Here is a 24772-nt window from a genome sequence, read left to right as displayed (position 1 = left end):
TCTGGTGCGGATCGTTCTGATCGTGTACGTTGAGCATATGTGACGGCCGTAAAAAAGTCGACACATCGAAATACGAAGGAGAGACCGCATGAAACTGGCCACCTTGCGCACCGGACTAGGCAGCACCACGGCCGCCGTCCAAACGACGGCCGGCGCCTATGTGCCGTTGCCGACGTCCGATGTGGGAGCCTTGCTGGCGATGCCGGACTGGCGCGCCCAGGCCGAGGAGGCGGTGCACACCGCCGCGAGCGCCGCCGTCGTCCGGCCCCGGGACGGCGAACTGGCGCCGGTAGTGCCGCGGCCGGGCAAGGTGATCTGCTGCGGCCTGAACTACGGCGACCACATCCAGGAGATGGGGCGCGAGCTGCCCGAGTATCCGACGCTGTTCGCAAAATTCGCGGACACCTTGGCCGGTCCGGAGGACCAAGTCAGCGTGGCCGGCAGTGAGAACGTGGATTGGGAGGCCGAGCTTGCCGTGGTCGTGGGAGCCACCCTGACCGGAGCCGACGAAGACCAGGCTGCGGCCGCCATCGCCGGCTACACCGTGGCCAACGACGTCTCGATGCGGGACTGGCAGCGCCGGACCCTGCAGTGGTTCCAAGGCAAGGCTTTCGACGCGAGCACGCCGCTGGGACCGGTGCTGGTCACCGCCGACGAATTCGACGGAACAGGCGTGGAGGTCCGCGGCTACGTGAACGGCGAGCTGGTACAGCGCGGCCACACCCGCACTCTGGTGTTCGGTCCGGCCAGGCTGCTGTCCTACATTTCGCAGTTCACGACTCTGCGCCCGGGAGACGTGGTCCTGACGGGCACACCCGGGGGAGTGGGCATGGGCATGGTTCCGCCGCGCTTCCTGGCCGACGGCGATGTGCTCACCACCGAGATCGACGGCATCGGCCGCCTGACGAACCTGATCCACATCCAGCCCGCGGAAGGCCTGCGGGAACGGGCACCGGCCCTTTCCGGAACAACAACGGCGGAGCCGGCCGCCCGCGGCTGAGGCGCCTTTCCCAACCCCACCCCTATGACAGAGGAGCGACATGACTGAAGCAGCTACCGAATACCGCACCGAGGGCGACAACTCGGTGTATGCCGGCGCGGACGGGAAAGTGGTCCCGGTCGTCACCAAATCCGGCAGCGAGGACACCAACACCGCCCAGTCCGGCGATTGCGTCCGCGTCTCCGGCGTCTCGATCCAGCACACGCCGGCCACCAAGATCTGGTTCGGACAGGTTTCGAACGTTCCCGGCTACCGCTCGCTGCCCCACCACCACGGCGAAGCCGAAACCGGCGGCTACGTGCTGCGCGGCCACGGCCGGATCTACTTCGGCGAGGACTACTCCGAGTTTGTGGACATGACGGCCGGCGACTGGGTCTTCGTGCCGCCGTTCATGCCGCACGTGGAAGCGAACATGTCCGTCACAGAAGAGCTGGTCTGGCTTACGGCCCGCACGCCCGAGAACATTGTGGTCAACCTGGACGACGTTCCGGACGAGACGTTGGAAGGATACCGCAGGGCATGAATACCGACACCGTAACCGTTGAGGGAAGCCTGGCGCCGACGGCCGAGACCTTCCTGCGCGCAGTCGAACTGACCGCCGTTGAACCTCAAGTCCACGACGAAGCCTACGAGGCGACCACCCAGTACGTGCCGTGGCCGAAGGCCTACGGCGGCGACATGGTGGCCCAGGCCGCAGCGGCAATGATGCGCTCCGTAGGCGAGGACCGGCAGCTGCATTCGATGCACAGCTACTTCATGCGGCCCGTGGATATTGGGGCCGTGGTGCGCTACGAAGTGGAGAAGCTGCGGGACGGTCGCGGCTACTCCACCCGCAGCGTACGAGGCTGGCAGGACGGCAAGACCGTGTTTGCCGCAATGGGTTCCTTCCACGTGCCCGAGGACGGTCCGGAATTCCAGCCGGACATGCCGGCCTCCGTAGACCCGGATTCGCTGCGGAGTGCCGCCGACGTGCTGGCAGGCGTCGAAGGCGACGCCGCTGCCTACTGGTCCCGGGGACGCAGTTTCGACATGCGGCACGTGCCCGGCCCGGTGTATGTGGAGATCGAGGGCGAACAGGTGCCGCAGCAAGCTGTATGGGTGAAGGCATTCGGGCAACTGCCTGATCAAGTCGACGAGCGCGCCACCCGGGACCTGCACCGCACCGCGCTGGCCTACGTCTGCGACTACACCATCCTGGAGCCGATCCTGCGCGCGCAAGGCCAGTACTGGGCCCAACCCGGACTCGTGACCGCCAGCCTCGACCACTCCATGTGGTTCCACCGCGACGGCCGCGTGGACGACTGGGTGCTGTACTCCCAAGAAGCGGTTTCCGGCCAGCGCAACCGCGGGCTGGCCACCGGCAGGTTCTTCGACCGCGACGGCCGCCTGCTGGCCACTGTTGCGCAAGAAGGCATGATCCGCGCAGGGCGCTGAGCCTGGCGGAGGCATATGCGCCATCCACATGCCTCCGCACTGCCCGACTAACCCGCTCTTTCATCTCCCCGCCCATTCTTCTCTCCGAAAGGAACGCCATGGAGCTTTCCCCGTCAGCTCATGTGGACTCGTTCACGCGCGACCACCTGCCGCCCGCTGAGCAGTGGCCGATCCTGGAATTCACCCTTCCCGAACTGCAGTATCCCGACCGACTTAACGCTGCCACGGTCCTCATCGATGAGGCCGTAGCCGCCTTCGGGGGCGAGCGCCCCGCCCTGCATACCCCGGAGGGCCAGACCTGGAGCTACGGCCAACTGCAGCAGCGCGCTAACCAAGTGGCGCAGGTGCTCACCGAGGATTTCGGCGTGGTGCCGGGTAACCGTGTCCTGCTGCGCGGCCCCAATAACCCCTGGCTGGTGGCCGCCTGGTTGGGCGTGCTCAAGGCCGGTGCCGTCGTCGTCACCACGATGCCGGTACTGCGCGCCAGTGAAGTCGCCACCATCTGCCAGCTGACGCGTCCCTCCGCTGCGATCACTGATGCTCGCTTTGCTGATGGACTTGCTGAGGCGGTGGGGGAAGGCATCGCCGTCATGACCTACGGGGCGGACGACCCCGATGACCTCATAGTCCGGTGTGCTGCTAAGAGCGGCAAATTCGACGACGTTGCCACAGCGGCGGACGACATTGCCCTGCTTGGGCCGACCTCGGGTACCACCGGCACACCCAAGATCACCATGCACTTCCACCGCGACATCCTGGCTAACGCGGATACGTTCGCCCGGTACATCTTGCAACCCACCGCCGACGATGTGTTCGCGGGATCTCCGCCTCTGGCGTTTACCTTCGGGCTCGGCGGATTGGTGGTCTTCCCGCTGCGGTTTGGTGCTTCCGCGCTCCTGACCGAACGTGCCACCCCGGTGCAGTTGGCGGAACAGGCGGCCAATGCCGGCGCTACGGTGCTTTTCACGGCCCCCACGGCGTACCGCGCCATCCTGAAGGAAGGTCGGGCGGACCTCCTCCGTGGGCTGCGCATTGCGGTGTCGGCAGGAGAGCATCTGCCAAGGGAGACGTGGGAGGCGGTCCATGAGGCCACCGGGCTATCCCTGGTTAACGGGATCGGTTCCACCGAGATGCTGCATGTGTTCATTTCCGCCGCCGGAGACGACATCCGCCCCGGCGCCACGGGGATTGCGATCCCGGGTTTTCGTGCCAAGGTGTTGGACGACGATGGCAACGAAGCCCCGGTCAACCAGCCCGGGAAGCTGGCCGTCATCGGCCCGACCGGTTGCCGCTATCTGGACGACCCGCGGCAGGCAAACTACGTGCAGAACGGATGGAACATAACCGGCGACACGTTTCTGCGCGACGAGGAAGGCTACTTCGTCTACCAGGCCCGGTCGGACAACATGATTGTCTCGTCCGGCTACAACATCGGGGCCCCCGAGGTGGAAGCGGCGATCGACCAGCATCCGGACGTGGTGGAGAACGCCGTGATCGGTCGGCCGGATCCGGAACGCGGCAGCGTGGTCTGCGCCTTCGTGGTGCTGCGCGACGGTGTGGTCGGCGACGACGCCACACGCAAGGACATCCAGAACTTCGTCAAGGCAACCATCGCGCCTTACAAATACCCGCGGGACATCAGGTTCGTGACCGAGCTGCCGCGCAACCCCAGCGGAAAACTTCAGCACTTCAAACTCCGCGAGCAGGCTGGCCAAGGGGCAGACCTGGCCGGAAGCCCGGCTTAGACCAGACCGGAAGGACAACAGACATGAAAATCGCAATTGTGGGAGGCGGCCCCGGCGGCCTGTACTTCGCAGCCCTGATGAAGCAGTTGGACCCGGCGCACGAGGTGACTGTCTGGGAGCGCAACGCGGCTAATGACACCTTCGGTTTCGGCGTGGTTTTTTCGGACGAAACCCTGGGCGGGATCGGCAACGCGGATCCGGTGGTGGCCGAGTATATGAGCCGCCGATTCGCCCGCTGGTCCGACATCGACATTCACTACCAGGGCGAAATCATCGCCGTGGGCGGCCAAGGTTTCGCTGCCATGAGCCGTAAAGAACTGCTCGAACTGCTGCAGCACCGTTGTGCGGAACTCGGTGTGGACCTGCGCTTCTCAACCCTGGCACCCCCGGTGGAGGAACTCGAAGCCGGCTATGACCTGGTGCTGGCAGCAGACGGGGTAAACTCCCAGATCCGCTCGAAGTACGCCGAATCGTTCGGCCCCAATCTGGACCCGCGGCCGAACAAATTCATGTGGTTGGGTACCGATCTAGTCTTCGAAGCCTTTAAGTTCTTTATCAAAGAGACCGAGCACGGGGTCATGCAGATCCACGGCTACCCGTTCTCCGATCAGGGCTCCACGTTCATCGTGGAAATGCCCGAAGACGTCTGGCGCGCTGCCGGCTTCGATGAAACCGAGAACGAGGTATTTGCCCCCGGCGTCTCCGATGAGAAAGCGATCGCGAAGATTCGGGAGATATTCGCTGACGAGCTCGAGGGCCATCAGGTACTGGCCAACAATTCCAAGTGGCTGAACTTCACCACCGTCCGCAACAGCAGTTGGCGGCACAGCAACGTGGTGCTGCTCGGCGACGCTGCGCACACCGCACACTTCTCCATCGGCTCCGGCACAAAACTGGCCATGGAAGATGCCTTGGCCCTGGCGGCATGCCTCCACGAACACCAGGATCTGGAGACGGCGCTGGAAGCCTATGAAACCGAGCGGCGGCCAGTGGTGGAATCTACCCAACGCGCCGCGCAGGCGTCACTCGAGTGGTTCGAACGCGTGGGCCAATACACCGGGCAGGACCCGGTCCAGTTCACCTTCAACCTGCTCACCCGCAGTCGGCGCATCACGCAGGACAACCTGCGGTTGCGGGACCCCGAATTCGCACTGAAGGTGGAGGAACACTTTGCCAGCTCGCAGGGTCTGGAATCGGTCGCGCCGGCTATGTTCCAGCCGTACCGCATCGGCGGCCTGGAGCTGAAGAACCGCATCGTGGTCTCGCCAATGGACATGTACTCCGCCATCGATGGGATGCCGGCGGACTTCCACAAGGTGCACCTGGGCAGTAAGGCCATGGGCGGCGCCGGCCTCGTCATGACGGAGATGGTGTGCGTCTCGGCAGAAGGCCGTATTACCCCGGGCGACACCGGGCTCTACACGGACGAACAGCGCGACGCATGGAAAGACATCACCGAGTTCGTCCACGGGCATTCCGACGCCAAGATCGGCGCCCAGATCGGCCACGCCGGCCGCAAAGCGTCAACGAAGCTGATGTGGGAAGGCATCGATCAGCCGCTGGAATCGGGTAACTGGGAGGTCATCGGCCCATCGCCGCTGCCCTACGGACCGGACAACCAGGTTCCCCGGGAAATGGATCGTGCCCAGATGGATAAGGTCGTGGCAGACTTTGTCGCCGCCACACAGCGGGCAGACGAGGCCGGATTCGACCTCCTGGAAGTACACGCGGCGCATGGCTACCTCCTCTCCTCATTCCTGTCTCCGGTGGCCAACCACCGAACGGACGAGTACGGCGGCAGTGTGGACAACCGGCTGCGCTTCCCGCTGGAGGTCTTCGACGCGGTGCGGGCTGCGTGGCCGGCGGAGAAACCGCTGACGGTACGCATCTCCGCGACAGACTGGATCGAGGGCGGCAATACGCTGAATGAAGCTGTGCAGATTGCCAAGGCGTTTGCGGTCCACGGCGCCGATGGAATCGATGTATCCACCGGCCAGATCGCCAAGGGGGAGAAGCCTCAGTTCGGTCGCAGCTACCAGACGCCGTACGCGGACCGAATCCGTCAGGAAGTCGCAGTCCCCGCGGGCATCGCTGTTATCGCGGTGGGGGCGATTTCCACCTACGACGACGCGAACTCGATCCTGCTGGCCGGACGCGCCGACCTGATCGCTCTGGGACGGACACACCTGTATGACCCGCACTGGACGCTGCACGCAGCTGCGGAGCAAAACTACCGGGGCGACGGCGTTGCGTGGATTCCACAATTCCGGGCCGGACGGCGCAAACCGCCAAGCGCGCGCACGGATGCGGTCCGCCCGCGGCTGTCCCTGGTGCGCGAGGACAACGTGCCAGCGATCAACTCGCATCTACGCTGGAAGCCATTGCGTCCGGCTGAGCCTGCACTGGCGGGCTAAGGTCGCCTGGCGACTGGTGATTGATGGCGGCCGGCCCGGGCAACAGCCCGGGCCGGCCGCCATCCGCAGCTATTCCGGCAGCGTGAGCAGGCCGAAAGGGAAGGTTAAGTGAGCAAAACCGCCGAAGAAATTCAGACCATCTACTACGGACCGGATGCCTCCCAGCAGGTTGTTTGCTGCAATCCAGCCGGCCACGCTACACCCGTCGGCATAGCTTTGCTGGTGCACGGCGGCTATTGGCGTGCGCAATTCGATGCCTCTCTGATGGAGCCAATGGCGGCCGACCTGACTTCCCGTGGATGGGCGGTAGCAAACATCGAATACCGGCGCGGAGCGGCGGAGAGCGAGTGGCCCGAACCGCACGAGGATGTCGACGAGGCAATCCGCGCGGTCACCGAAAGTGCCTGGGCGCAGGAGCTGCCCGGACCGCGGGTTGCCATCGGCCATTCGGTAGGCGGGCAATTGGTCCTGCTTACCCGCGCGCCAGTTGACGCGCTGGTTGCGCTGGCGCCTGTGACGGACGTGGCACGAACATACGAAGAAAACCTGGCGGAAGGTGCCGTCGCTGAATACTACGGCGCTGGGCGCCACGATTTGTACCGCGATGCATCGCCGGTGCGGCAGCGGCCACGCCCCATCCCCACCTTGGTGGTGCATGGCGAGGCCGACGTCCGCGTGCCTCTGGATCACACCCGCGAATTCGTCCGGCAGGCCCGGACACACGGTGCCCGGATCGAACTATGCGTTCAGCCCGGCATGGACCATGTCCAGCTCATCGATCCACGGGCCGGGCACTGGGACACGGTACTGACGTGGATGGATGAACAAGGATCACGGTTGGAACGCGTGCCATTGATGCCGTAACCATCGTCGCCCAACAGTAGTTCCACGATTAGGAAGGCGGGTAAGGCAGCGCCTATCGCGTCATCGAGCGGTGTGCCTCGGGCAGCGGGACCTTCTTCTCGCCCTTGAGTGCGCCGTCCATGGTTTCCTTCCAGACCGGGGCAGCGACTTCGGAGCCGGTCAGGTCGGTGTAGGTGTTGCCGTACGCCGTGAGGCGGGTGAGCGGGTACTCCGCGCCGCCTCGGGGATCACCGAGCCAGACGGCGGCGGTGAGCTGGGGAGTGCCGCCGACGATCCAGTTGGCCGCGAAGTCGTTGGTGGTTCCGGTTTTCGCGCCGGCTTCCCGGTTGCCGTCGAGTTCAAGGCGCGGTCCCAGAGTACCCCTCGGGTTGAAGGGTTCCTTGAGTACGTCCGCGACGGTGTCCGCGACTTTCGGATCGATGGCGCGGTGGCAGCCGGGGTCGGGGACCGGCAGCTCTTCTTTGGTGCCGGTGCGGACCGCCTTGATGACCGTGACGGGGCGGCACACCGTGCCGTCGTTCATGAAGGCGGCGTAGGCGTTGGCCATTTCCAGCGGGTTCACTTCGTAGGCGCCCAGGGCAATGGAGCCTTCCCTGCCGCCAAGCTTCTTGGGGTCGATGGAGGTGATGCCCAGCGTGTTGGCCATTTCGGCGGCCTTGACGACCCCGACGCGCTCGACGAGCTTGATGAAGTAGATGTTCACCGAGGCACGGATCGCTTGGTACGCATTGATGACTCCGTAGTCCTCGTTGTCGTAGTTGATGTAGCCGCCCTTCGGATTGTCCAGTTTCTTTGAGCGGTAGGGGCCGTCCGCCTTGAACTTTTGGGAGGTTGGGATGCCCTGCTCAAGTGCGGCGGCGAGCACGATTGGCTTCATGGCCGAACCGACCTGGAAGGCGTGCTTGGCGTAGACAACCTGGGTCTTGCCGTCACCCTCGCCCCAGGCACGGTTCTGCGCGATGGCGACCACGTGACCCTTGCCCGGCCGGACGATCGCGGTTCCCAGGGCCGCGCGGTTGTCGTTGCCGAGCGCCCGCTTGACTGCCTTCTGGGCCGCGTCGGCGGCCTTCCGGTCCAGCGCCGTTGTCAGTGTCAGGCCGCCCAGGTAGAAGCGCTCCTGCCGTGCGTCGGCTGTCTTGCCGAAGGCCGGGTTGCCCAGGATTTCTTCGCGGACCACCTCGCAGTAGAACGGATACTTGGACCCGCCGCAGCTGGACGGCACCGAGCCGCGCTTTACGCCAAGAGGGGCCTCGCGGACGGCCTGTGCCTCGCGGGCTGACAGGACTCCCTCCTTTTCCAGCACCTGGAGCACGGTGTTCCGCCGCGCGCTGGCCGCGTCCGGCTGGGTGAACGGGTCGTAGGTGACAGGCGCCTTGAGCAGGCCGACCAACAGGGCGGATTGCGCGTGGTCGAGCTTCGCCGCCGTCGTGCTGAAGTAAACACGGGCGGCGGCCTCCACGCCGTAGGCCCGGTTGCCGAAATAGACCGCGTTCAGGTAGCGCGTGAGGATCTCGTCCTTGGGCAGCTGCTTTTCCAGGGCGACGGCATACTTCATCTCGCGGAGCTTGGCATTATAGGTATCGCCGACGGCGACCTTGTCTTCCTCTTCATTGCGGGCATGGTTGACCAGGATGTTCTGGACCAACTGCTGGGTAATGGTGGAAGCTCCCTGGACGTCTTGGCTGGTGACGTTGTTGATCAGCGCGCGGGTGATGCCGAGGGGATCGACCCCGCGGTGCTCGTAGAAGCGGGCATCCTCCGTGTTGATCAGGGTCTCCTTAAAGGCCTCCGACACCTGGTCCAGCTCAACATCGATCCGGTTCTCGCTGTAGAGTCGGGCGAATTCCTTGCCGTCCTTGTCCAGCAGGACGGTGTGCTGTGGCAGCGGCCGCTCCACCGGCAGATCGGTCGGCAGGTCTTGCCACATGTCCAGGACGGAATTGCCGACGGCGGACACGCCCACCGCCGCGGGTGCGACGATCGCCCCGGCCCCTAGGGCCGCCACGGCAACGCTCACCAGCCACAAGTCGAGGCGCCGACGCCGGAGCTTCTTCTTCGGACGACGGGCAGACGCCATCAGCTCGTCGAAATCGACCTGTTGAAACCTGTTTCGTCGAAAGGGCCACATGATGCGTTATGCGGGAAATCCAAGTGACGGATGCATCCGCGCGCAGCCTTCGGGCGGGGCGTTGGGGAGCATTTCCTGACGATGGATTCCACACCCCTCCTTCCCCGCAATGGAGCAGTAGAGAAAATGGTAGAAGCTCAAAAGCCCCTTCGGTAGAGGCCGGCCTACCCTGTTTTGGCCAGGGGAGGGGCACCGTCGTGGAGCGCTGCTGCAGGATGGTCCAGACGCCGGATATGGTGGCCACGAACAGCCATTTCCTCACCGAAGGAGAAAGATGCAACGCGACGTGCAGACCGATGTCGTGGACCAACAGACGGCAGGCGGACGCCCGCCCGCGGTGGCCACCGTGCAGATCGACAATGACCGAGTGACGGTCACGGAGTGGCGGTTTGCTCCCGGTGCGGAGACCGGTTGGCATGTGCATCCCGTGGACTATGTCGTGGTCCCCATGAGCACCGGTGCCCTGACCTTGGAGTCCCCCGAGGGGAAATCGACCAGCGAGCTGACCGCAGGCGTTTCCTACACACGCGAGGCGGGCAGCGAACACAACGTCGTCAACGAGTCCGACGACGACTTTGTGTTCGTTGAGATCGAGTTGAAGTAGACAGTCGACAGTAGCCCGGCCGACGGGCGGTCAGCCGCCGACCACGTGCGCGTCGATCAGGACCGGGCCGCTGGCGGTGAGCGCTTTTTGGTAGGCGGCTTCGAATTCCTCGCGGGTGCTGGTGCGTTCGGCGGGGACGCCGTAGCCCTCGGCGATGGAGACGAAGTCGATGCCGCCGAGCTTCAGGCCCGGCACGTCGGGCACGCCCATGCGCTGGGCGAAGCCGGCGAGGGCGCCGTAGCCGGAGTTGTTGACGATGACAAACACGGTCCGTGTCTGCTGCCGGGCTGCGGTGTAGAGGGCGGTGATCCCGTAGTTGGCGGAGCCGTCGCCCACGGTCGCGACGATCGTCTTTTCCGGGTCGCCTAGGGACATGCCCACGGCTGCGGGCAGGCCGAAGCCCAGGCCGCCGGAGGCCGGGAAATGGTACATCCCCGGCCGGTCGATCGCGATGCGTTCGAGGTAGTCCAGGTCCAGGGTGGTGGTTTCGTTAACGTAGGCGACGGTGTCGTTGACGTGGGTGTTGAGGACTTCAAGGATTTCGGTGCCGGTCATGCCGTCCGGGGAGGTCTTGGCCGCCGGCAGTTGCCGGGAGCCGGGTTCGCCGCGCCGCCTGCCGCGGTCCCTCACGCCGTCGGCCAGGGTTTTGGCCGCGCCTGCCACGTCGGCGACGACGGACCGGCCGAACGGTGCCCGGGCCGCCTCGCGCGGGTCCTGGGTGAGGTGGATGACGCGGGTTCCTGCTTCGAGATAGTTGCCCGGCTCCCAGCGGTGGTACCTGAACACGGCGGCGCCGAGGACGAGCACGACGTCGTGGCCGGCGAGCCGGTCGCGCACGGACTTGATGCCCGGGACCAGGACCGCCTCAAAGTTCGGGTGGGTGGTGGGGAACGGGCCCCGCGAGGGGGAGGGGGCGACGTAGACGGAGGCGTCGGCCTTCTCCGCTAGGGCCACCACGGCATCGAACACGCCCGGGTCCTCGACGGCGGCCGCGTCCACCTGCGGGCCCACGATTAGGGCCGGGTTCTTGGCACCGTCGATCGCGGCGATCAGTTCCCGGGCCAGGTCCTCGGTAAGGCCGCCGGCGGTAGTCACCGAGCGGTCGGTGAGCAGGGCGTCGTCGTCGAGGGCGGGCTCGGCCCAGTCATCGAGGGGGACCGAGACGTAGACCGGGCCGCGGGGCGGGGTGCAGGTTTCGGACACGGCCTGGGACAGGGTGCGCGGCACGTCGGCGGCGGCCAGCGGCTCGTGCGAGTACTTGACCAGAGGCGCCGGCAGGGCCGCGGCGTCGGCGCTGGCGAGCATCACCTCTTGGCCGACGGTGCGGCGGACCTGCTGGCCGGCAAGGATGACCATCGGGATGTGCCCGTAGTGGGCGTTGGTCAGGGAGCCCATGGCGTTGCCCGACCCGGAGGCGGCATGCAGGTTCACCAGCGCCGGCCGGCCGGTGGCACGCGCGTAACCCTCGGCCATGCCCACGACCGCCTGCTCGTGCAATCCGAGGACGAAGTCGAAGTCCCCGCCCAGGCCGGCGAGGAACGGAAGCTCGTTCGACCCGGGATTGCCGAAAATCGTGGTCATCCCGTGTGCGCGGAACATCTCCAGCGTCGCCTCGAGAACCGTCTTCTTCATCTCCGTCACTCGTCTGCTCCTCAACTGCGCGAACCAGGCGGTCAGTCCTGGCGACCGGCCGCGCCGGCCCGGCGTCATGCCCTTGGACGCAGCCTATGTGCAGCGAATCACTAAATCCAACGTCGCGGTTCCCCGGCTTCCTGACAGCCTGCCCCCGGTCGGTAGCAGCGGTAACGTACGCATGCGCGGCAACAAGACGGCCCGGACGCGATAGCGTGGACGCGTGATGGTCCGGGCGGTTCGGACCCGAAAGGAGCAGCATCGTGTCCATTGTCGTCATTAACGCTCTCAAGGTCCCCGAAGGCTCTGGCACCGAATTGGAGGCGCGCTTCGCCGCACGCAAGCACGCCGTCGACTCTGCTCCGGGCTTTGAGGGCTTCCAGTTGCTGCGTCCCGTCGCGGGCGAAGACCGCTACTTCGTGTACACCCAGTGGGCCACGCGTGAGGACTTCGAGAACTGGCGTGACAACCGTGCCCCACGCGATCACGGCTCGAAGGCCCCGGTGGCCAGTGGTTCAGAGCTGCTCGAGTTCGAGGTTGTCGAGCTCGCCGACTGACAACAGTGGTCGGCCCGCCGGACCATGATGGCGGCAAACGGCCATGTTGCGCGAGCGGTTCACCGGTTAGGGTGTGTGCATGCCCGAGATGCCCGAAGTGCAGGGACTCGTCGACTTCCTGCGGCTGAAGCTCATCCCGCCCGACGCCCCGCCGGCCCAGGTGGCCAAGGTGGAGGTGCTGTCGTTTTCCGTGTTGAAAACGGCCGACGTGCCGCCGGAGATGATGGCAGCCGAGCCGGTGTCCGCGGTCTCGCGCCGCGGCAAGTTCATCGTCATCACCGCGGGGCAGACGCATCTGGTGATGCATCTGGCCAAGGCTGGGTGGCTCCGGTGGTCGGATGCGCTGAAGCCCGAACCGCTGCGGCCCGGCAAGGGCCCGATTGCGCTGCGCGTGCGGTTCGTCGCGGCCGACGGCGCGGGTCAGCCCGGGTTCGACCTGACCGAAGCGGGCACCAAAAAATCACTGGCCGCCTACGTGGTCAAGGACCCGATGGATGTGCCGGGCATCGCGCGGCTGGGACCCGATGCGCTCGACGTCGACCACGCGGCTTTCGCGCGCATGCTCGCCTCGCACTCGGGCCAGATCAAGGGGCTGCTGCGGGACCAGTCGGCGATCGCGGGCATCGGTAACGCGTACAGCGACGAAATCCTGCACGCGGCGAAACTCTCCCCGTTCGCCAACGCCTCGAAGCTGGACGCCGAGGACGTGGAGCGCCTGTTTTGGGCGATGCACCAGGTGCTCGAGTCGGCGATTGCCCACGCCTCCGGCCGACCGGCCAGCCAGCTGAAGGACTCCAAGCGCAAGGCCATGCGCGTGCACGCCCGAACCGGCGAGCCCTGCCCGGTGTGCGGGGACACGGTTCGGGAAGTGTCCTTCGCCGATTCCTCGCTGCAGTACTGTCCCAGCTGCCAGACGGGCGGGAAGCTGCTGGCCGACCGGCGCATGTCCAAGTTCTTGAAGTGAACCTGCTGCGGTCCGTTGTTCATACCGGAGAAATTCTGGTGTTCCTGATGGATGGTTACTCCGACCGCGGTAAGTTCACAGGGACGACGCGTACTGCGGGAAAGAGGGGGCATGGTCACCGAACCATACGAGGCAAAACCTCAAGCCACTGACTTCGGTTTCGGGTTACACCACATTCAGCTCGCACTGCCGCCGGGTGGTGAGGATGATTGCCGAAAGTTTTACGTCGAAGTCCTCGGGCTCACGGAGGTGCAAAAGCCACCGATACTGGCTGCCCGCGGCGGGCTGTGGGTGCGCTCCGATAACTTAGAGATTCATCTAGGAGTAGAGGAGAATTTCCGTCCTCAGCGGAAGGCACATCCCGGAATCCTCGTCCGGGACATAGATGCACTGGCCCGGCGAATAGAAGCTCATGGGCATACCCCCGAGTGGGATGACAACTTTCCGGGAATGCGCCGGTTCTACCTGTGGGACAACAACGGAAATCGGCTCGAGTTTCTCTCGCGTCATAGCGCGTAGCAAGAACAATCAAAAGGGCTCGTGCCGTCAGACACCAGCCTGATCCTCAGAAGTAGCAGTTGAGGCGGATGTCTTAGGCAGAGGGTGGCGGAAGCAGGTTTGCTTCCGCCACCCTCGCTGCGCAAGATCAGGCTTGCGCCGCGCCGGCGCCGACTGTCGCCGTCGTTGTTTCCGCCGCCCGGCCGCCGCGGATGAGGTCGGCGCAGCGTTCGCCGATCATCATCACGGTCAGGTTCGGGTTGACGGTCACGTGCTCGGGCATGACCGACGCGTCGGCGACGCGCAGGCCGGTGACGCCCTTGACCCGCAGCTCGGAGTCCAGCGGCGACATGGCGTCGTCGTCCGGCCCCATGCGCACGGTGCCGGCCGGGTGGTAGACGGTGTTGTGCGTCTTGCGGATGTAATCCTGCAGCTCTTCGTCCGTCTGCGCTTCGATGCCCGGGGACAGTTCCCGGCCGGCCCACTCGGCCATCGCCGGCTGCGCGGCAATCTCGCGGGCCTTGCGGATGCCGGCGACCATCACGCGCATGTCGTGGCCCTCGGGGTCGGTGAAGTACCGGGGATCGACCATGGGCTTGTCGCGGAAGTCGCGGCTGCGCAGCCGGACGGTGCCGCGGGAGCGGGCGTGCGTGACGTTCGGGGTGAGGCTGAAGCCGTTCTCCGTGGTGGGGTAGCCGTGCCGCAGGGTGTTCATGTCGAACGGCACCGAACCGTAGTGCATCATCAGGTCCGGCCGGTCCAGGCCGTCCTCGGTGGGCGTGAAGATGCCGATCTCCCACCACTGGGTGGAAGTCTGGACCATCGGCTGCTTCGCCTCGAACTGGACCACGCCCTCGGGGTGGTCCTGCAGGTGTTCGCCGACGCCGGGGGAGTCGACCACGACGTCGATGCCGTGCTCCGCGAGGTGCGCCGCCGGGCCGATGCCGGAGAGCATCAGCAGCTTCGGCGAATCGATGGCGCCGGTGGACAGCACCACCTCGCGCCGCACGGAGAGCCGGTGCGTCCGGCCGAAGGCTGAGTCCACGATGTCCACCCCGGTGCAGCGCTTCTCCGCGTCGAACACCAGCTGGCGGGCCCGCAGGCCGGTCAGCAGGGTGAAGTTCTCGCGCTCCATGATGGGGTGGATGTAGGACACCGAGCTGGAGGAGCGGGTGCCGTCGGCCCGGCTGTTGATCTGGAAGAAGTTGGCGCCGTTGACCACGGTGCTGCCGTCGTTGAACTTGGCCCGCGGGATGCCGGCCTGTTCACATGCATCCAGCAGCGCGACACCGGTCGGGTCGACCGGCGGCACGTTCATGACGTGCACGGGGCCGGAGTCGCCGTGGTGCGGGGCTTCCGGGCCAGCGTCCTCGTTGGTCTCCAGCCGCTTATACAGCGGGTAGGCGGCCTCGGCGTTCCAGCCGGTGACGCCGTGCTTGGACTCCCACTCGTCCAGATCCTCGCGCGGGGCCCAGAAGGCGATGCAGGAGTTGTGGCTGGAGCAGCCGCCCATGACCTTCGCCCGGGAGTGGCGCATGAAGGAGTTGCCGTTCTCCTGCGGCTCGATCGGGTAGTCCCAGTCGTAGCCGGATTCGAGCAGCTCCATCCAGCGGTCCAGCTGCAGGACCTCGGGCACGCCGCGGTCGTCGGGGCCGGCCTCGACCAGCGCCACGGATACCGCGGGGTCTTCGCTCAGGCGGGCGGCGACGGCGGCGCCGGCGGATCCCCCGCCGACGACGATGTAGTCGAATACCCGGTCGATGAGGTTCTCGACGTTGTCGATGTGCATTAGTTCTCCTTGCCGTGGTCAGCGAACCAGCCGGTCACCTGCGGGCTGGTGTTCTGGTAGATGTGCTTGGCTTCCTGGTACTCGGCCAAACCGGTGGGGCCGAGTTCGCGGCCGACGCCGGACTGGCCGAAGCCGCCCCATTCGGCCTGCGGGAGGTAGGGGTGGAAGTCGTTGATCCAGATGGTGCCGTGGCGCAGCCGGCCGGCCACGCGCTGGGCCTTGCCGGCGTCCTGGGTCCAGACGGCTCCGGCCAGGCCGTAGATCGTGTCGTTGGCGGTGGCCACGGCCTCGTCCTCGTCGCGGAACGTCTCCACGGTGACCACCGGGCCGAAGGCTTCGTCCACGACCACGGACATCCCCCGCTCTACGCGGTCCAGGACGGTGGGCAGGTAGTAGAAGCCGTCGTCGTACTCGGAGCCCTCGGGGGCGGCGCCACCGCAGCGCAGCCGCGCGCCCTCCTGCACGCCCCGCTTCACGTAGGCGTCTACCTTCTCCCGGTGTGCGGCCGAAATCAGCGGCCCGGTTTCCGCGGCCTCGTCGAACGGGCCGCCCAGGCGGATGCCCTCGGCGCGGCGGACCAGTTCGTCCACGAAGCGCTCCGCGATAGACTCCTCGACCAGCAGGCGCGCGCCGGCGGAGCAGACCTGCCCGGAGTGGACGAAGGCTGCGTTCAGCGCGTTGTCGACGGCGGCGTCGAAGTCCGCATCGGCGAACACCACGTTCGGGTTCTTGCCGCCGAGTTCCAGGGCCACCTTCTTCACGGTGCCGGCGGCGGCCGCCGCGACCACCTTGCCGGTCACCAGGCCGCCGGTGAAGGAGACAAGGTCGACGTCGGGGTGCTCGGAGAGCGGTGCGCCCGCCTCCGCGCCGGGGCCGGTCACCAGGTTCGCGACGCCGTCCGGGAGGCCCAGGTCCTTGAGCAGTTCCATGGTCAGGATGGCCGTGGACGGGGTGAGCTCGGCGGGCTTGAGCACGAAGGTGCAGCCGGCGGCCAGCGCGGGCGCGATCTTCCACGCGGCCTGCAGCAGCGGGTAGTTCCAGGGCGTGATCATGCCGCAGACGCCCACCGGCTCGTGAACGATGCGGCTGACGACGGCGGGGTCCCCGGCATCGACCACGCGGCCGGCCTGCTGCGAGGCGATCTTGCCGAAGTACTCGAAGCAGGCGGCGATGTCGTCCATGTCGATGCGGCTTTCGACGATCCGCTTGCCGGTGTCCAGCGACTCGGCGCGGGCGAAGTCCTCGCGGCGCTCACGCAGGCCGGCGGCCACCTTGAGCAGGAAGTCGCCGCGCTCGGGCGCCGGGACGGCCGCCCAGACGCCGGAGTCGAAGGCGGCGCGGGCCGCGGCGATGGCGCGTTCGGTGTCGGCCCGGCCGGCCTCGGACACGGTGGCCACGACCTGGCCGTCGGCCGGGTTGCGGATCTCGCGGGTGGCGCCGGAGGCGGCCGGCTCCCAGGCGCCGTTGATGAACAAGGTGGAGGCGGTTGTGGTCATGGTGTCTCCTTCGGAAGTGCGGCGACGGGTTCGTCGACGGTGTCGTAGTCGGTTTCCCAGTCCGCCTTGGGCGGAACGTTTTCCGCGGCGGTGCTGTAGGGCAGGGTGGCGCGGTGCTGGTGCAGGAACTCGAGGTGCACCTCGTAGTGGTCCAGCACGTCCGCGATGACCTCGTCCTTGCTGTAGCCCATGAGGTCGTAGCCGTGGCTGCCCTCGAGCGAGAACACCTCGATCCGGTAGTACTTGCCGGCGGCGGCGGAGGAGCGCGCGTAGGACGGGACGTCGTTCTGTACCGGGTAGATCTGGTACTTGAAGGTGCGTTCGCCGTCGAGCTCCACGCAGAGGTCGGCGGTGTCGATCCCGAAGGCCTCCACGGTGCTGGTCTTCAGCGTGGCTTCGAGCCCGCGGGCGGCGAGGTCGGCGCGGACGTCGGACAGCGCGGGAACGGCGACCTCGGACACGAAGCGCTGGGCCTGCCGGCGGCCCGGGTAGTTCATGGCCCGGGCCAGGCGCTGGCGCCAGCCGCGGCGGCCGTCCGCCCCGTGCGGCACGTTGGTGCGGGAGTTGAGCACGGCGTGCAGGCCGGCCTGGTAGCTGTCCGCGAGGGCGGTCTCCAGCCGCAGCGCCTTGTACAGGCCCAGCATGATGAAGACCAGCACCACCGAGAACGGCAGGCCCATAATGACGGTGGCGCTCTGCAGCGTGGGCACCCCGCCCACCAGCAGCATCGCCAGGGTCAGCAGGCCGGTGGCGACGGACCAGAAGACGCGCAGCCACTTGGGCCCGTCGGAATCGGCGTCCTTGAGGTACGAGGTGAAGTTGCTCATCACGAGGGCACCCGAATCGGCGCTGGTGACGTAGAACAGCAGCCCGGTGAACGTGGCGATCGCGGCGCTGAGCGGGGCCATCGGGTACTGCTCCAGCAGACCGTAGAAGGCGCGCTCCGGCTGGCTCATGGCCACCTCGCCGAAGGCGGTGTTGCCGCCCATCACGATCTCGAGGGCGCTGTTGCCGAAGATCGAGATCCACAGCAGGATGAACGCGAACGGCACCACCAGCACGCCGATGACGAATTCGCGCAGCGTGCGTCCCCGCGAGATGCGCGCCAGGAACAGGCCCACGAAGGGCGCCCAGGCGATCCACCAGGCCCAGAAGAACAGCGTCCAGCCGTTCAGCCAGTCGTCGGGCCGGTCGTAGGCGAAGGTGTCCAGGGCCATCGACGGGAAGCGGGAGAGCGTGTCGCCGATGTTGGTCACGATCCCGTCCAGCAGGAACCGGGTGGAGCCGGTGATCAGGATGAAGACCATCAGGGAGATCGCCAGGACGACGTTGAGTTCGGACAGCCGGCGGATGCCCTTCTCAATCCCGGTGAGCACCGAGATAGTCGCCATCAGCACCGCGACGGCGATGAGGGCGATCTGCACCACCGTGTTCTCCGGGATGCCGAACTGGAAGCTCAGGCCGTAGTTGAGCTGAGCGACGCCGATGCCCAGGCTGGTGGCAATGCCGAAGATGGTGCCGAGCATGGCGGCAATATCGACGGCGTGTCCCACCGGTCCGTGGATGCGCTTGCCCAGGATCGGGTAGAGCGCCGAGCGGATGCTCAGCGGCAGGTTGTGCCGGAAGGCGAAGTAGCCCAGTGCCAGCCCCATCAGGGCGTAGAGACCCCAGCCGAGAATGCCGTAGTGGAACAGGGTCCAGACCACGGCCTGCCGGGCGGCCTCGACGGTGGAGCCGTCACCCGTGGGCGGAGCCAGGTACTGGGTGACCGGCTCCGCAACCGAGAAGAACATCAGGTCGATGCCGATGCCCGCGGCGAAGAGCATCGCCGTCCACGTGAAGATGTTGAAGGTCGGGCGCGAATGGTCCGGCCCCAGCCGGGTCTTGCCCACCCGGGAGACGGCCACGAAGAGGACGAAGGCCAGGACCGCAACGACGATCAGCGAGTACCACCAGCCGAAGGTCTCGCCCACCCATGCCACGGCGGTTCCGATCACCGCGTCTGCCGACTCCCGGTCGAGGATGGCCCACAACGCAATGCCGATGACACCTGCCGCGGAGCCGATGAAGACGGTCCAGTTGACCCGTGTCCGCGGCTCGGGTGCGGCGTCGGTGCCGGGGGGAGGCTCCGACGGAGCGGATCCGGGCGCCGAGCGCTTACTGTGTTCGTCGTCGAGCGTGGGCTCGCCGGTTTCGGGCGGCGTACTCATATCGGTCTCGTACCTCGCATCGTAGGAGTGCTGGTGGCGGTCTCGCTGTTGTCTTCGCCGGGTGAGGGCAACTCTCGACGCTAGCAAGAGCAGGAATTAGGCGGCCTGCGCGCGTATAGCACATGGATTAAGTGAGGAAGGTTACCCGGTTAAGTGGGGAGACTCACGCCTATCTCCCCGCGTGTTCTGTTTACGGGAGGGTAAGGGAAGTTCGGGCGCGCCACAGGCAGGTGCCGCACGCCTGTTCGCGGTCAGTTCGCGTGCGGCCATCCTGTCGAGTCTCCGCCCTACTCTTCAGGCCTTCTTAGGCGCCGTCGTCGTACATGCTGGCTGGACATCCCATACTCGGGGTCCTGTTCAGAGCGGACCGCTTGGTGGGGCGGTAATGGGGTTAGCCGGGACGGCCGCGCCATGCGACACGTTCACTTTTCCAACAAGCCTTCGCGAGCTACTGAGACGTTGATGCCACGTCCCCGACGTTGGCCTGCGGCACGCGTCAATTGCCAGGTCAACATGGCCCCCAGCAGGCCGAAAGCGCACGTCATCCACCACGTCGAATGCCACCCTCCGGATATTGTTGCTATCCACGCCATGAGCGGCGGACCGGCGAAATTTCCGACGTTGAAGATTTGCTGCATCAAACCGATGACGGCGGGAACAGACCCATCGGGCGGTGCGAGCCCCACAGCGACGCGGGTCAGGATGGCAGGCGCCATGCCGCCGACCAGCGAGAAGATCATGGCGAAGGTGAATTGCCCCGCGAGGCCGGGAGATCCTGCCGGCCATGGCACGGCAAAGATCGCCACCGAGGTGACCGCCATGGTGCCGAACGTAACCATCAGCAGGGCTCTTGGGCGGTAGCCGCGTTGCAAAAGCAGCCCCGATGCCAGCGCGCCGATGGCGTTGACGCCTCCCACGGCCGCGGACAGCAGGCCAGGCCAAGGCCTGTCGAGTCCGGCTGCGCTGTAGACCGACGGGAGGAACCCCATGACCGCCATCCATTGGACGGTGTAGCAAGCGAAGACGGCGCCGGCAGTCCACGGTGCTTGGTGGCGCAAGGTGGCGCGGATGCGTCGACCCGATTCGGCAATGCTGCCCCCTGTCATAACGGCACGTGGGTCCCGTGGAACCCAGCGAAGCACCGGGATTACCGGGGCCAGAGCAAGGGCCGCCATGACAATCCACCACGCGCGCCAGTCCATGGCTTGCAGTGCCAGTGCAGCGGTGGAAAAGCCGAGCAACGCAGCCGTGCCCTGGAAGGCACCCCAGCTCGCCATGGCGATATTCATGCGTTCCGGAGCGCAACTCCGCTGGATCAGAGGAGGTGCCAACACTGTGCAAAGCAGAAACCCGACGCCTTCCACGGTCCGCGAAACCATGAGAACCGCGGCGCTGGGTGCCGCCGCGCCGAGCAGGGAACCGCCGGCCAGAAGCAGGAGGCCGAGGATCAGCAGGCGACGGAGCCCGAAGACTTCACCCGACCAAGCGACCAGAAGGCCCCCGAGCATGCTTGCCACCTGGATGATCCCCACGAGAAGGCCGGCGAGGACCAGCGAGATGCCAAGTTCGGCTTGGATGGCCGCCAGGGCATTCGGCAGCTTCCAAATGTGGGTCGCAGCCGCAATGCCGGCGAGAACGACGACGATCCACCCGATGTTGCCTTCGGTGCGGACAAGCCCACCCACAGCCAGCCCCGACGCCTGCGCGTGGCCGGTGCGTGGGGGCGGCTGCGGCAAGATAAAGCTCCTTGGGATGGTCTGACCACCAGTTTGCCGCAGGCGGCGCGCGCCCAGTGGAGGATTTCCGTCCAATGGAAGGCGCGAGGGCGGCCCGCGGTGTTGAAACCGGGTCAGCTGCTGGTGCCGAGTCCTCCCTCGCGCAGGATACTCACGAGTAAGTCAACAACGTGGCTGGGCTGGCGCTCGCTGGACCAGAGGGCGGCGGCCTGCAACGGCGGAATATCGTCTGCCAGCTCCCGGAGGACGACCGGCGTCGTCCCCATGCCGCGCACGGAATCAGGTACGAGGGAAACGCCCAGGCCGGATGCCACCAAGGGAATGGCCGTCTGAAGCGTTGCCACCCTCCGCGTCTGCGGCGGGGTGAGGCCCAACCGGTCCCACAGCGTATCGAAGAGCTCCGGCAATCCGCGGATCCGGAGCGACCTGCGCGGCATGATCCAGGTCTGGCCATGCAGTTCGGCCAGACTAAGCCGCTGTGGCGCATCCGAGAACGATGGCGGCAAGGCCAGCAGCATTGGAAGATCTCCGGCGTGAAGAACGTGCAGCGAAGAGCGATAGGAATCTTGCAATTGCTCGCAGCTGAGTGTTGCGATCAGGCCGACGTCCGCCTCGTTGGACAGCACCATCTCGAGAACTTTGGCGGGGGGTGGATCTGCCACGGTGATGTCGGTAGTGGGGGAGTCTGAGACGAATTTCCGGAGCAGCCGCGGAAGAAGGAACCACGTAATGGTGGGGACTGAAGCGATGGACAATCGGCCACTCGTGCCGATGACGCCGTTGCGCATGTCATCCCGCAGTTGGTACAGATCCTGAAGGATCCGCTCGGCCTCCTCCGCGAAATGAGAGCCAGCTTCCGTCAGCCGGGCCCCTCTGGACTCGCGGGCCAGCAGGGGGCGGCCTAGGTCTGCCTCCAGTTTGGCGATTGAAATGGACAGGGGTGGCTGGGTCATGTGGAGCGACTCCGCAGCGCGGGAAATAGACCCTTCGGTGGCGACCCGAAGGAAGTACTCAAGCTGGCGCAGTTCCATATATGGAATATATGTCACCCCGGCCTAAAAAATAATAGACGAATGAGTGAGTGACGAATCACACTTGGATCTGCAAGTCTCTGGAACTCTTGGGCTCCTCTCTTTAATCCTTAAGGACACGCCGTGACATTCTCTGTTGCCGACGCTTCCACGCGGCATCCGGCGAAAGGCCGGGCGGTCGGTGGACCGGAACCGGTCGCTGGGCGGCCGCGCTTACTCAGGCGGGGCACTTCCCGCCGACTGCCGTGGCGCGGCGCCGCCACCGTTGCCGCCCTCCTCCTCATCTGGGAGGTGGCTTCGCGCACCGGACTGATGCCGGCAGCTTCGCTGCCTCCAGCCAGCGACGTGCTGGCCGCCTGGCCGGCGCTCGCCGCCGCACCCGCCTTCTGGACAGCGGTGGGCCACACCTTGGCCAGCGCCCTCGGCGGATTGGGAATAGTAGTCCTCATTGCGGTACCGCTGGCCTTGGCCATTGGACTGAGCCGTTTCGCCCGCGAATCCACCTGGCTCGTGATCGAGTTCCTGAAGCCCATACCGCCGGTCGCGATGATCCCGCTGGGACTGCTGCTCTGGGGGCCGTCAGAGACGATGAAGCTCACGCTCATATGCTTCGGTGCGTTGTGGCCGTTCCTGACCCAAATGGTTTACGGCATCGGACAGGTCGATCACGTCGCCCTGGACATGGCCCGCAGTTACCGGCTGAAGGCCTGGCTGACCACCAGCCGGATAGTGGTTCCGAGCCTGCTGCCCTTCGCGGCCACCGGGCTGCGCGTTTCCGCTTCCATCGCCGTCGTGGTCTCGGTCGTGACTGAGTTGATCGGCGGCGCGGCCGGCCTCGGCCGCGACATCATGATCGCTCAGTCCTCCGGAAACCTACCCGCCATGTATGCCCTCATCCTGACCACTGGACTACTCGGTTTGCTCATTAATTTCGCCTTCGCCGCGGCAGAACGTCCTCTGCTCTTCTGGCACCCCTCCCAGCGAAAGGATGCCGAGCGATGAACCGCACACTTCCAGTCCTGCGCACCGCTGCTCTGCGACTGTGGCTCCCCGTCCTGCTCGTTGTCGCGTGGTGGTTCACTTCTGCTGGCAGCCAGAACATCTATTTCCCGCCGTTGGCCACCATCATTGAAACCTTCGCCCATGACTGGCTGGGCAGCCGCGTTACCACCGATCTGCTGCCGTCGCTGGGAAAGTTCGGCCTGGGATTTCTGATTTCGGCGCTGGGCGGTATTGCGCTCGGCACCTGGTTGGGCCTGTCACCAGCGGCACGGGAAGCCGCCGAGCCCGTCGTCCAGTTCCTTCGATCGCTTCCGCCACCTGTTCTGCTGCCGATTGGACTGCTGTTCTTCGGCATCACCGGGACCATGAACGTCGCCATCATCGTCATGGGCGCCATCTGGCCCACCGTGCTCAACACGGCAGACGGCGTCCGCAGCCTGGACGGCCAGGTGGCGGACATGGCGCGCAGCTACCGCCTTACTTTCACACAGCGGCTGCTGTCCGTGGTGCTTCCCAACGCTGCCCCGCAGATCTTCGCCGGGTTGCGCACCACGCTGCAGCTTTCGATCATCCTCATCGTCGTCAGCGAGATGGTCGCGGCCGTCAGCGGAGTGGGCTACTACGTGCTCAATTCACAACAGACCTTTGCCGTGGCCGAAACGTGGGCGGGCACCCTGGTTTTGGGTGTTATCGGCTACCTGTCCACCCTCGTTTTTCTCGCCGTCGAGAAACGCGTTCTGAGCTGGCAGCACGGCATACGCCGTGCCGCAGGAGGAGAATGAAAATGCAAGAATCAACCACCGAAGCATCGGTTGAGCTCGGGCGCCAGCCGGAGCAGGCCGTCGTCGAACTCCGCGACCTGCGTAAGTCCTACGGAACGGGCAACTCAGCCGTTCCCATCCTCGACGGGGTCAATTTCGAGGTCCGCCGCGGTGAATTCGTCTGCGTTGTCGGCCCATCCGGTTCCGGCAAAACAACGCTGCTCAAGTGCATCGCCGGCCTCCTCAAGCCCACCGCCGGCAGCACAGTCTTCGAAGGCGAGGAAGTCGTTGAACCGCCGGCCAAGCTCGCCGTCGTTTTCCAGGACTACAGCCGAAGCCTGCTGCCGTGGATGACCGTTCGCCGCAACATTGCCTTGCCGCTGCGCAACAAGTTCCCTAAAGGGGAACGGGATGCCCGCATCGAGGAGGCACTCGAAAGTGTGGGACTGGCAGGCAAGGGCCACTTGTACCCATGGCAGATGTCCGGCGGCATGCAGCAACGTGCAGCCATCGCGCGCGGGCTCGCCTACCAGCCGGACGTGCTGCTGATGGACGAACCGTTCGCGGCAGTTGACGCCCAGACGCGGATCGACCTGGAGGACCTGGTCCTGGAGATCCGTGCCAAGTACAACACGACAGTCCTGTTTGTCACGCACGATATCGACGAGGCCGTCTATCTCGCGGACCGCGTCATCATCCTGTCCGGAGCTCCGACGAGTGTCAGCCACAACATCTCTGTCGACTTGCCGCGCCCCCGTCACCAGGTAGAGACAAAGCGGGAACCGCGCTTCGCCGAGCTTCGCTCCTTCGTGTTCGAACAAATCCAGGCTGCAAAGTCCAACGCCGTGCGCAACCGCGCCGACGCCTAACGGAAACGCCGACCCAACATCACGTCCTGAGAGGATTA

General features: G+C 65.8%; 20 protein-coding genes. 13 read left to right on the top strand and 7 right to left on the bottom strand.

Features of this window, described 5'->3' with window-relative positions; genetic code table 11:
* The first annotated feature begins 88 nt into the window (after positions 1–88).
* From AC5RVD_RS04955 to AC5RVD_RS04930, 6 genes are all read left to right on the top strand, one after another.
* The gene (locus tag AC5RVD_RS04955; RefSeq protein ID WP_494126200.1) at positions 89–1000 is read left to right on the top strand and encodes a fumarylacetoacetate hydrolase family protein; all 912 of its coding nucleotides are present in this window, start codon (positions 89–91) and stop codon (positions 998–1000) included.
* Between the two features lie 40 nt (positions 1001–1040).
* Entirely contained in the window at positions 1041–1523 is a 483-nt protein-coding gene (locus tag AC5RVD_RS04950) for a cupin domain-containing protein (protein ID WP_494122152.1), read from the top strand.
* Positions 1520–2434: an acyl-CoA thioesterase gene (locus AC5RVD_RS04945; RefSeq protein ID WP_494126199.1), complete on the top strand. Its 915-nt coding sequence runs from the start codon at positions 1520–1522 to the stop codon at positions 2432–2434. The genes AC5RVD_RS04950 and AC5RVD_RS04945 overlap by 4 nt, the downstream gene beginning before the upstream one ends.
* A gap of 98 nt (positions 2435–2532) precedes the next feature.
* Positions 2533–4179, top strand: coding sequence for an AMP-binding protein (locus AC5RVD_RS04940; protein WP_494126198.1), 1647 nt, complete (start codon positions 2533–2535; stop codon positions 4177–4179).
* 23 nt (positions 4180–4202) lie between these two features.
* Positions 4203–6593, top strand: a complete 2391-nt coding sequence (locus tag AC5RVD_RS04935) for a bifunctional salicylyl-CoA 5-hydroxylase/oxidoreductase (protein ID WP_494126197.1) — start codon at positions 4203–4205, stop codon at positions 6591–6593.
* 108 nt (positions 6594–6701) lie between these two features.
* Positions 6702–7457 (top strand): alpha/beta hydrolase family protein, encoded by a 756-nt coding sequence (locus AC5RVD_RS04930; RefSeq protein WP_494126196.1) that lies wholly within the window; start codon positions 6702–6704, stop codon positions 7455–7457.
* Positions 7458–7509: 52 nt separating this feature from the next.
* Here AC5RVD_RS04930 and AC5RVD_RS04925 read toward each other — a convergent pair whose 3' ends face one another.
* Positions 7510–9474 (bottom strand): transglycosylase domain-containing protein, encoded by a 1965-nt coding sequence (locus tag AC5RVD_RS04925; protein WP_494126195.1) that lies wholly within the window; start codon positions 9472–9474, stop codon positions 7510–7512.
* Positions 9475–9859: 385 nt separating this feature from the next.
* On the opposite strand from AC5RVD_RS04925, the gene AC5RVD_RS04920 reads away from it, so the two are divergent.
* Positions 9860–10189, top strand: a complete 330-nt coding sequence (locus AC5RVD_RS04920) for a cupin domain-containing protein (protein WP_494126194.1) — start codon at positions 9860–9862, stop codon at positions 10187–10189.
* Between the two features lie 30 nt (positions 10190–10219).
* Here AC5RVD_RS04920 and mdlC read toward each other — a convergent pair whose 3' ends face one another.
* Positions 10220–11821: a benzoylformate decarboxylase gene (gene mdlC, locus AC5RVD_RS04915; RefSeq protein ID WP_494126461.1), complete on the bottom strand. Its 1602-nt coding sequence runs from the start codon at positions 11819–11821 to the stop codon at positions 10220–10222.
* Positions 11822–12084: 263 nt separating this feature from the next.
* On the opposite strand from mdlC, the gene AC5RVD_RS04910 reads away from it, so the two are divergent.
* From AC5RVD_RS04910 to AC5RVD_RS04900, 3 genes are all read left to right on the top strand, one after another.
* Positions 12085–12378, top strand: coding sequence for an antibiotic biosynthesis monooxygenase family protein (locus AC5RVD_RS04910; protein WP_494112105.1), 294 nt, complete (start codon positions 12085–12087; stop codon positions 12376–12378).
* Between the two features lie 79 nt (positions 12379–12457).
* Positions 12458–13342, top strand: coding sequence for a DNA-formamidopyrimidine glycosylase family protein (locus tag AC5RVD_RS04905; RefSeq protein ID WP_494126193.1), 885 nt, complete (start codon positions 12458–12460; stop codon positions 13340–13342).
* Positions 13343–13453: 111 nt separating this feature from the next.
* Entirely contained in the window at positions 13454–13861 is a 408-nt protein-coding gene (locus tag AC5RVD_RS04900; protein WP_494126192.1) for a VOC family protein, read from the top strand.
* A gap of 127 nt (positions 13862–13988) precedes the next feature.
* On the opposite strand, the gene AC5RVD_RS04895 is transcribed toward AC5RVD_RS04900, so the two are convergent.
* The 5 genes from AC5RVD_RS04895 to AC5RVD_RS04875 form a co-directional block, all read right to left on the bottom strand.
* Positions 13989–15629: a GMC family oxidoreductase gene (locus AC5RVD_RS04895; protein ID WP_494126191.1), complete on the bottom strand. Its 1641-nt coding sequence runs from the start codon at positions 15627–15629 to the stop codon at positions 13989–13991.
* Positions 15629–17125: an aldehyde dehydrogenase family protein gene (locus tag AC5RVD_RS04890; protein WP_494126190.1), complete on the bottom strand. Its 1497-nt coding sequence runs from the start codon at positions 17123–17125 to the stop codon at positions 15629–15631. Before AC5RVD_RS04890 ends, AC5RVD_RS04895 begins: the two co-directional genes overlap by 1 nt.
* A complete protein-coding gene (gene betT / locus AC5RVD_RS04885) occupies positions 17122–19335 on the bottom strand; it encodes a choline BCCT transporter BetT (RefSeq protein WP_494126189.1) in 2214 nt (737 codons plus the stop codon). Before betT ends, AC5RVD_RS04890 begins: the two co-directional genes overlap by 4 nt.
* Before the next feature lie 422 nt (positions 19336–19757).
* Positions 19758–21146, bottom strand: a complete 1389-nt coding sequence (locus tag AC5RVD_RS04880; RefSeq protein ID WP_494122137.1) for an MFS transporter — start codon at positions 21144–21146, stop codon at positions 19758–19760.
* Positions 21147–21184: 38 nt separating this feature from the next.
* Positions 21185–22102, bottom strand: a complete 918-nt coding sequence (locus tag AC5RVD_RS04875; RefSeq protein ID WP_494126188.1) for a LysR family transcriptional regulator — start codon at positions 22100–22102, stop codon at positions 21185–21187.
* A gap of 291 nt (positions 22103–22393) precedes the next feature.
* On the opposite strand from AC5RVD_RS04875, the gene AC5RVD_RS04870 reads away from it, so the two are divergent.
* Genes AC5RVD_RS04870 through AC5RVD_RS04860 form a run of 3 tightly spaced genes read left to right on the top strand, consistent with a single transcriptional unit; the run spans position 22394 to position 24734 of the window.
* A complete protein-coding gene (locus tag AC5RVD_RS04870) occupies positions 22394–23104 on the top strand; it encodes an ABC transporter permease (protein WP_494122135.1) in 711 nt (236 codons plus the stop codon).
* Positions 23101–23886, top strand: a complete 786-nt coding sequence (locus tag AC5RVD_RS04865) for an ABC transporter permease (protein WP_494126187.1) — start codon at positions 23101–23103, stop codon at positions 23884–23886. Before AC5RVD_RS04870 ends, AC5RVD_RS04865 begins: the two co-directional genes overlap by 4 nt.
* 2 nt (positions 23887–23888) lie before the next feature.
* Positions 23889–24734 carry an ABC transporter ATP-binding protein gene (locus AC5RVD_RS04860; RefSeq protein ID WP_494126186.1) on the top strand — a complete coding sequence of 282 codons (846 nt, stop codon included), beginning with the start codon at positions 23889–23891 and terminating at the stop codon, positions 24732–24734.
* Positions 24735–24772 lie beyond the last annotated feature (38 nt).

The organism is Arthrobacter sp. THG-b23 (genome assembly GCF_059091265.1).
Note: the sequence above shows the minus strand (reverse complement) of the source record. Positions and strands in the feature narration are given on the sequence as shown.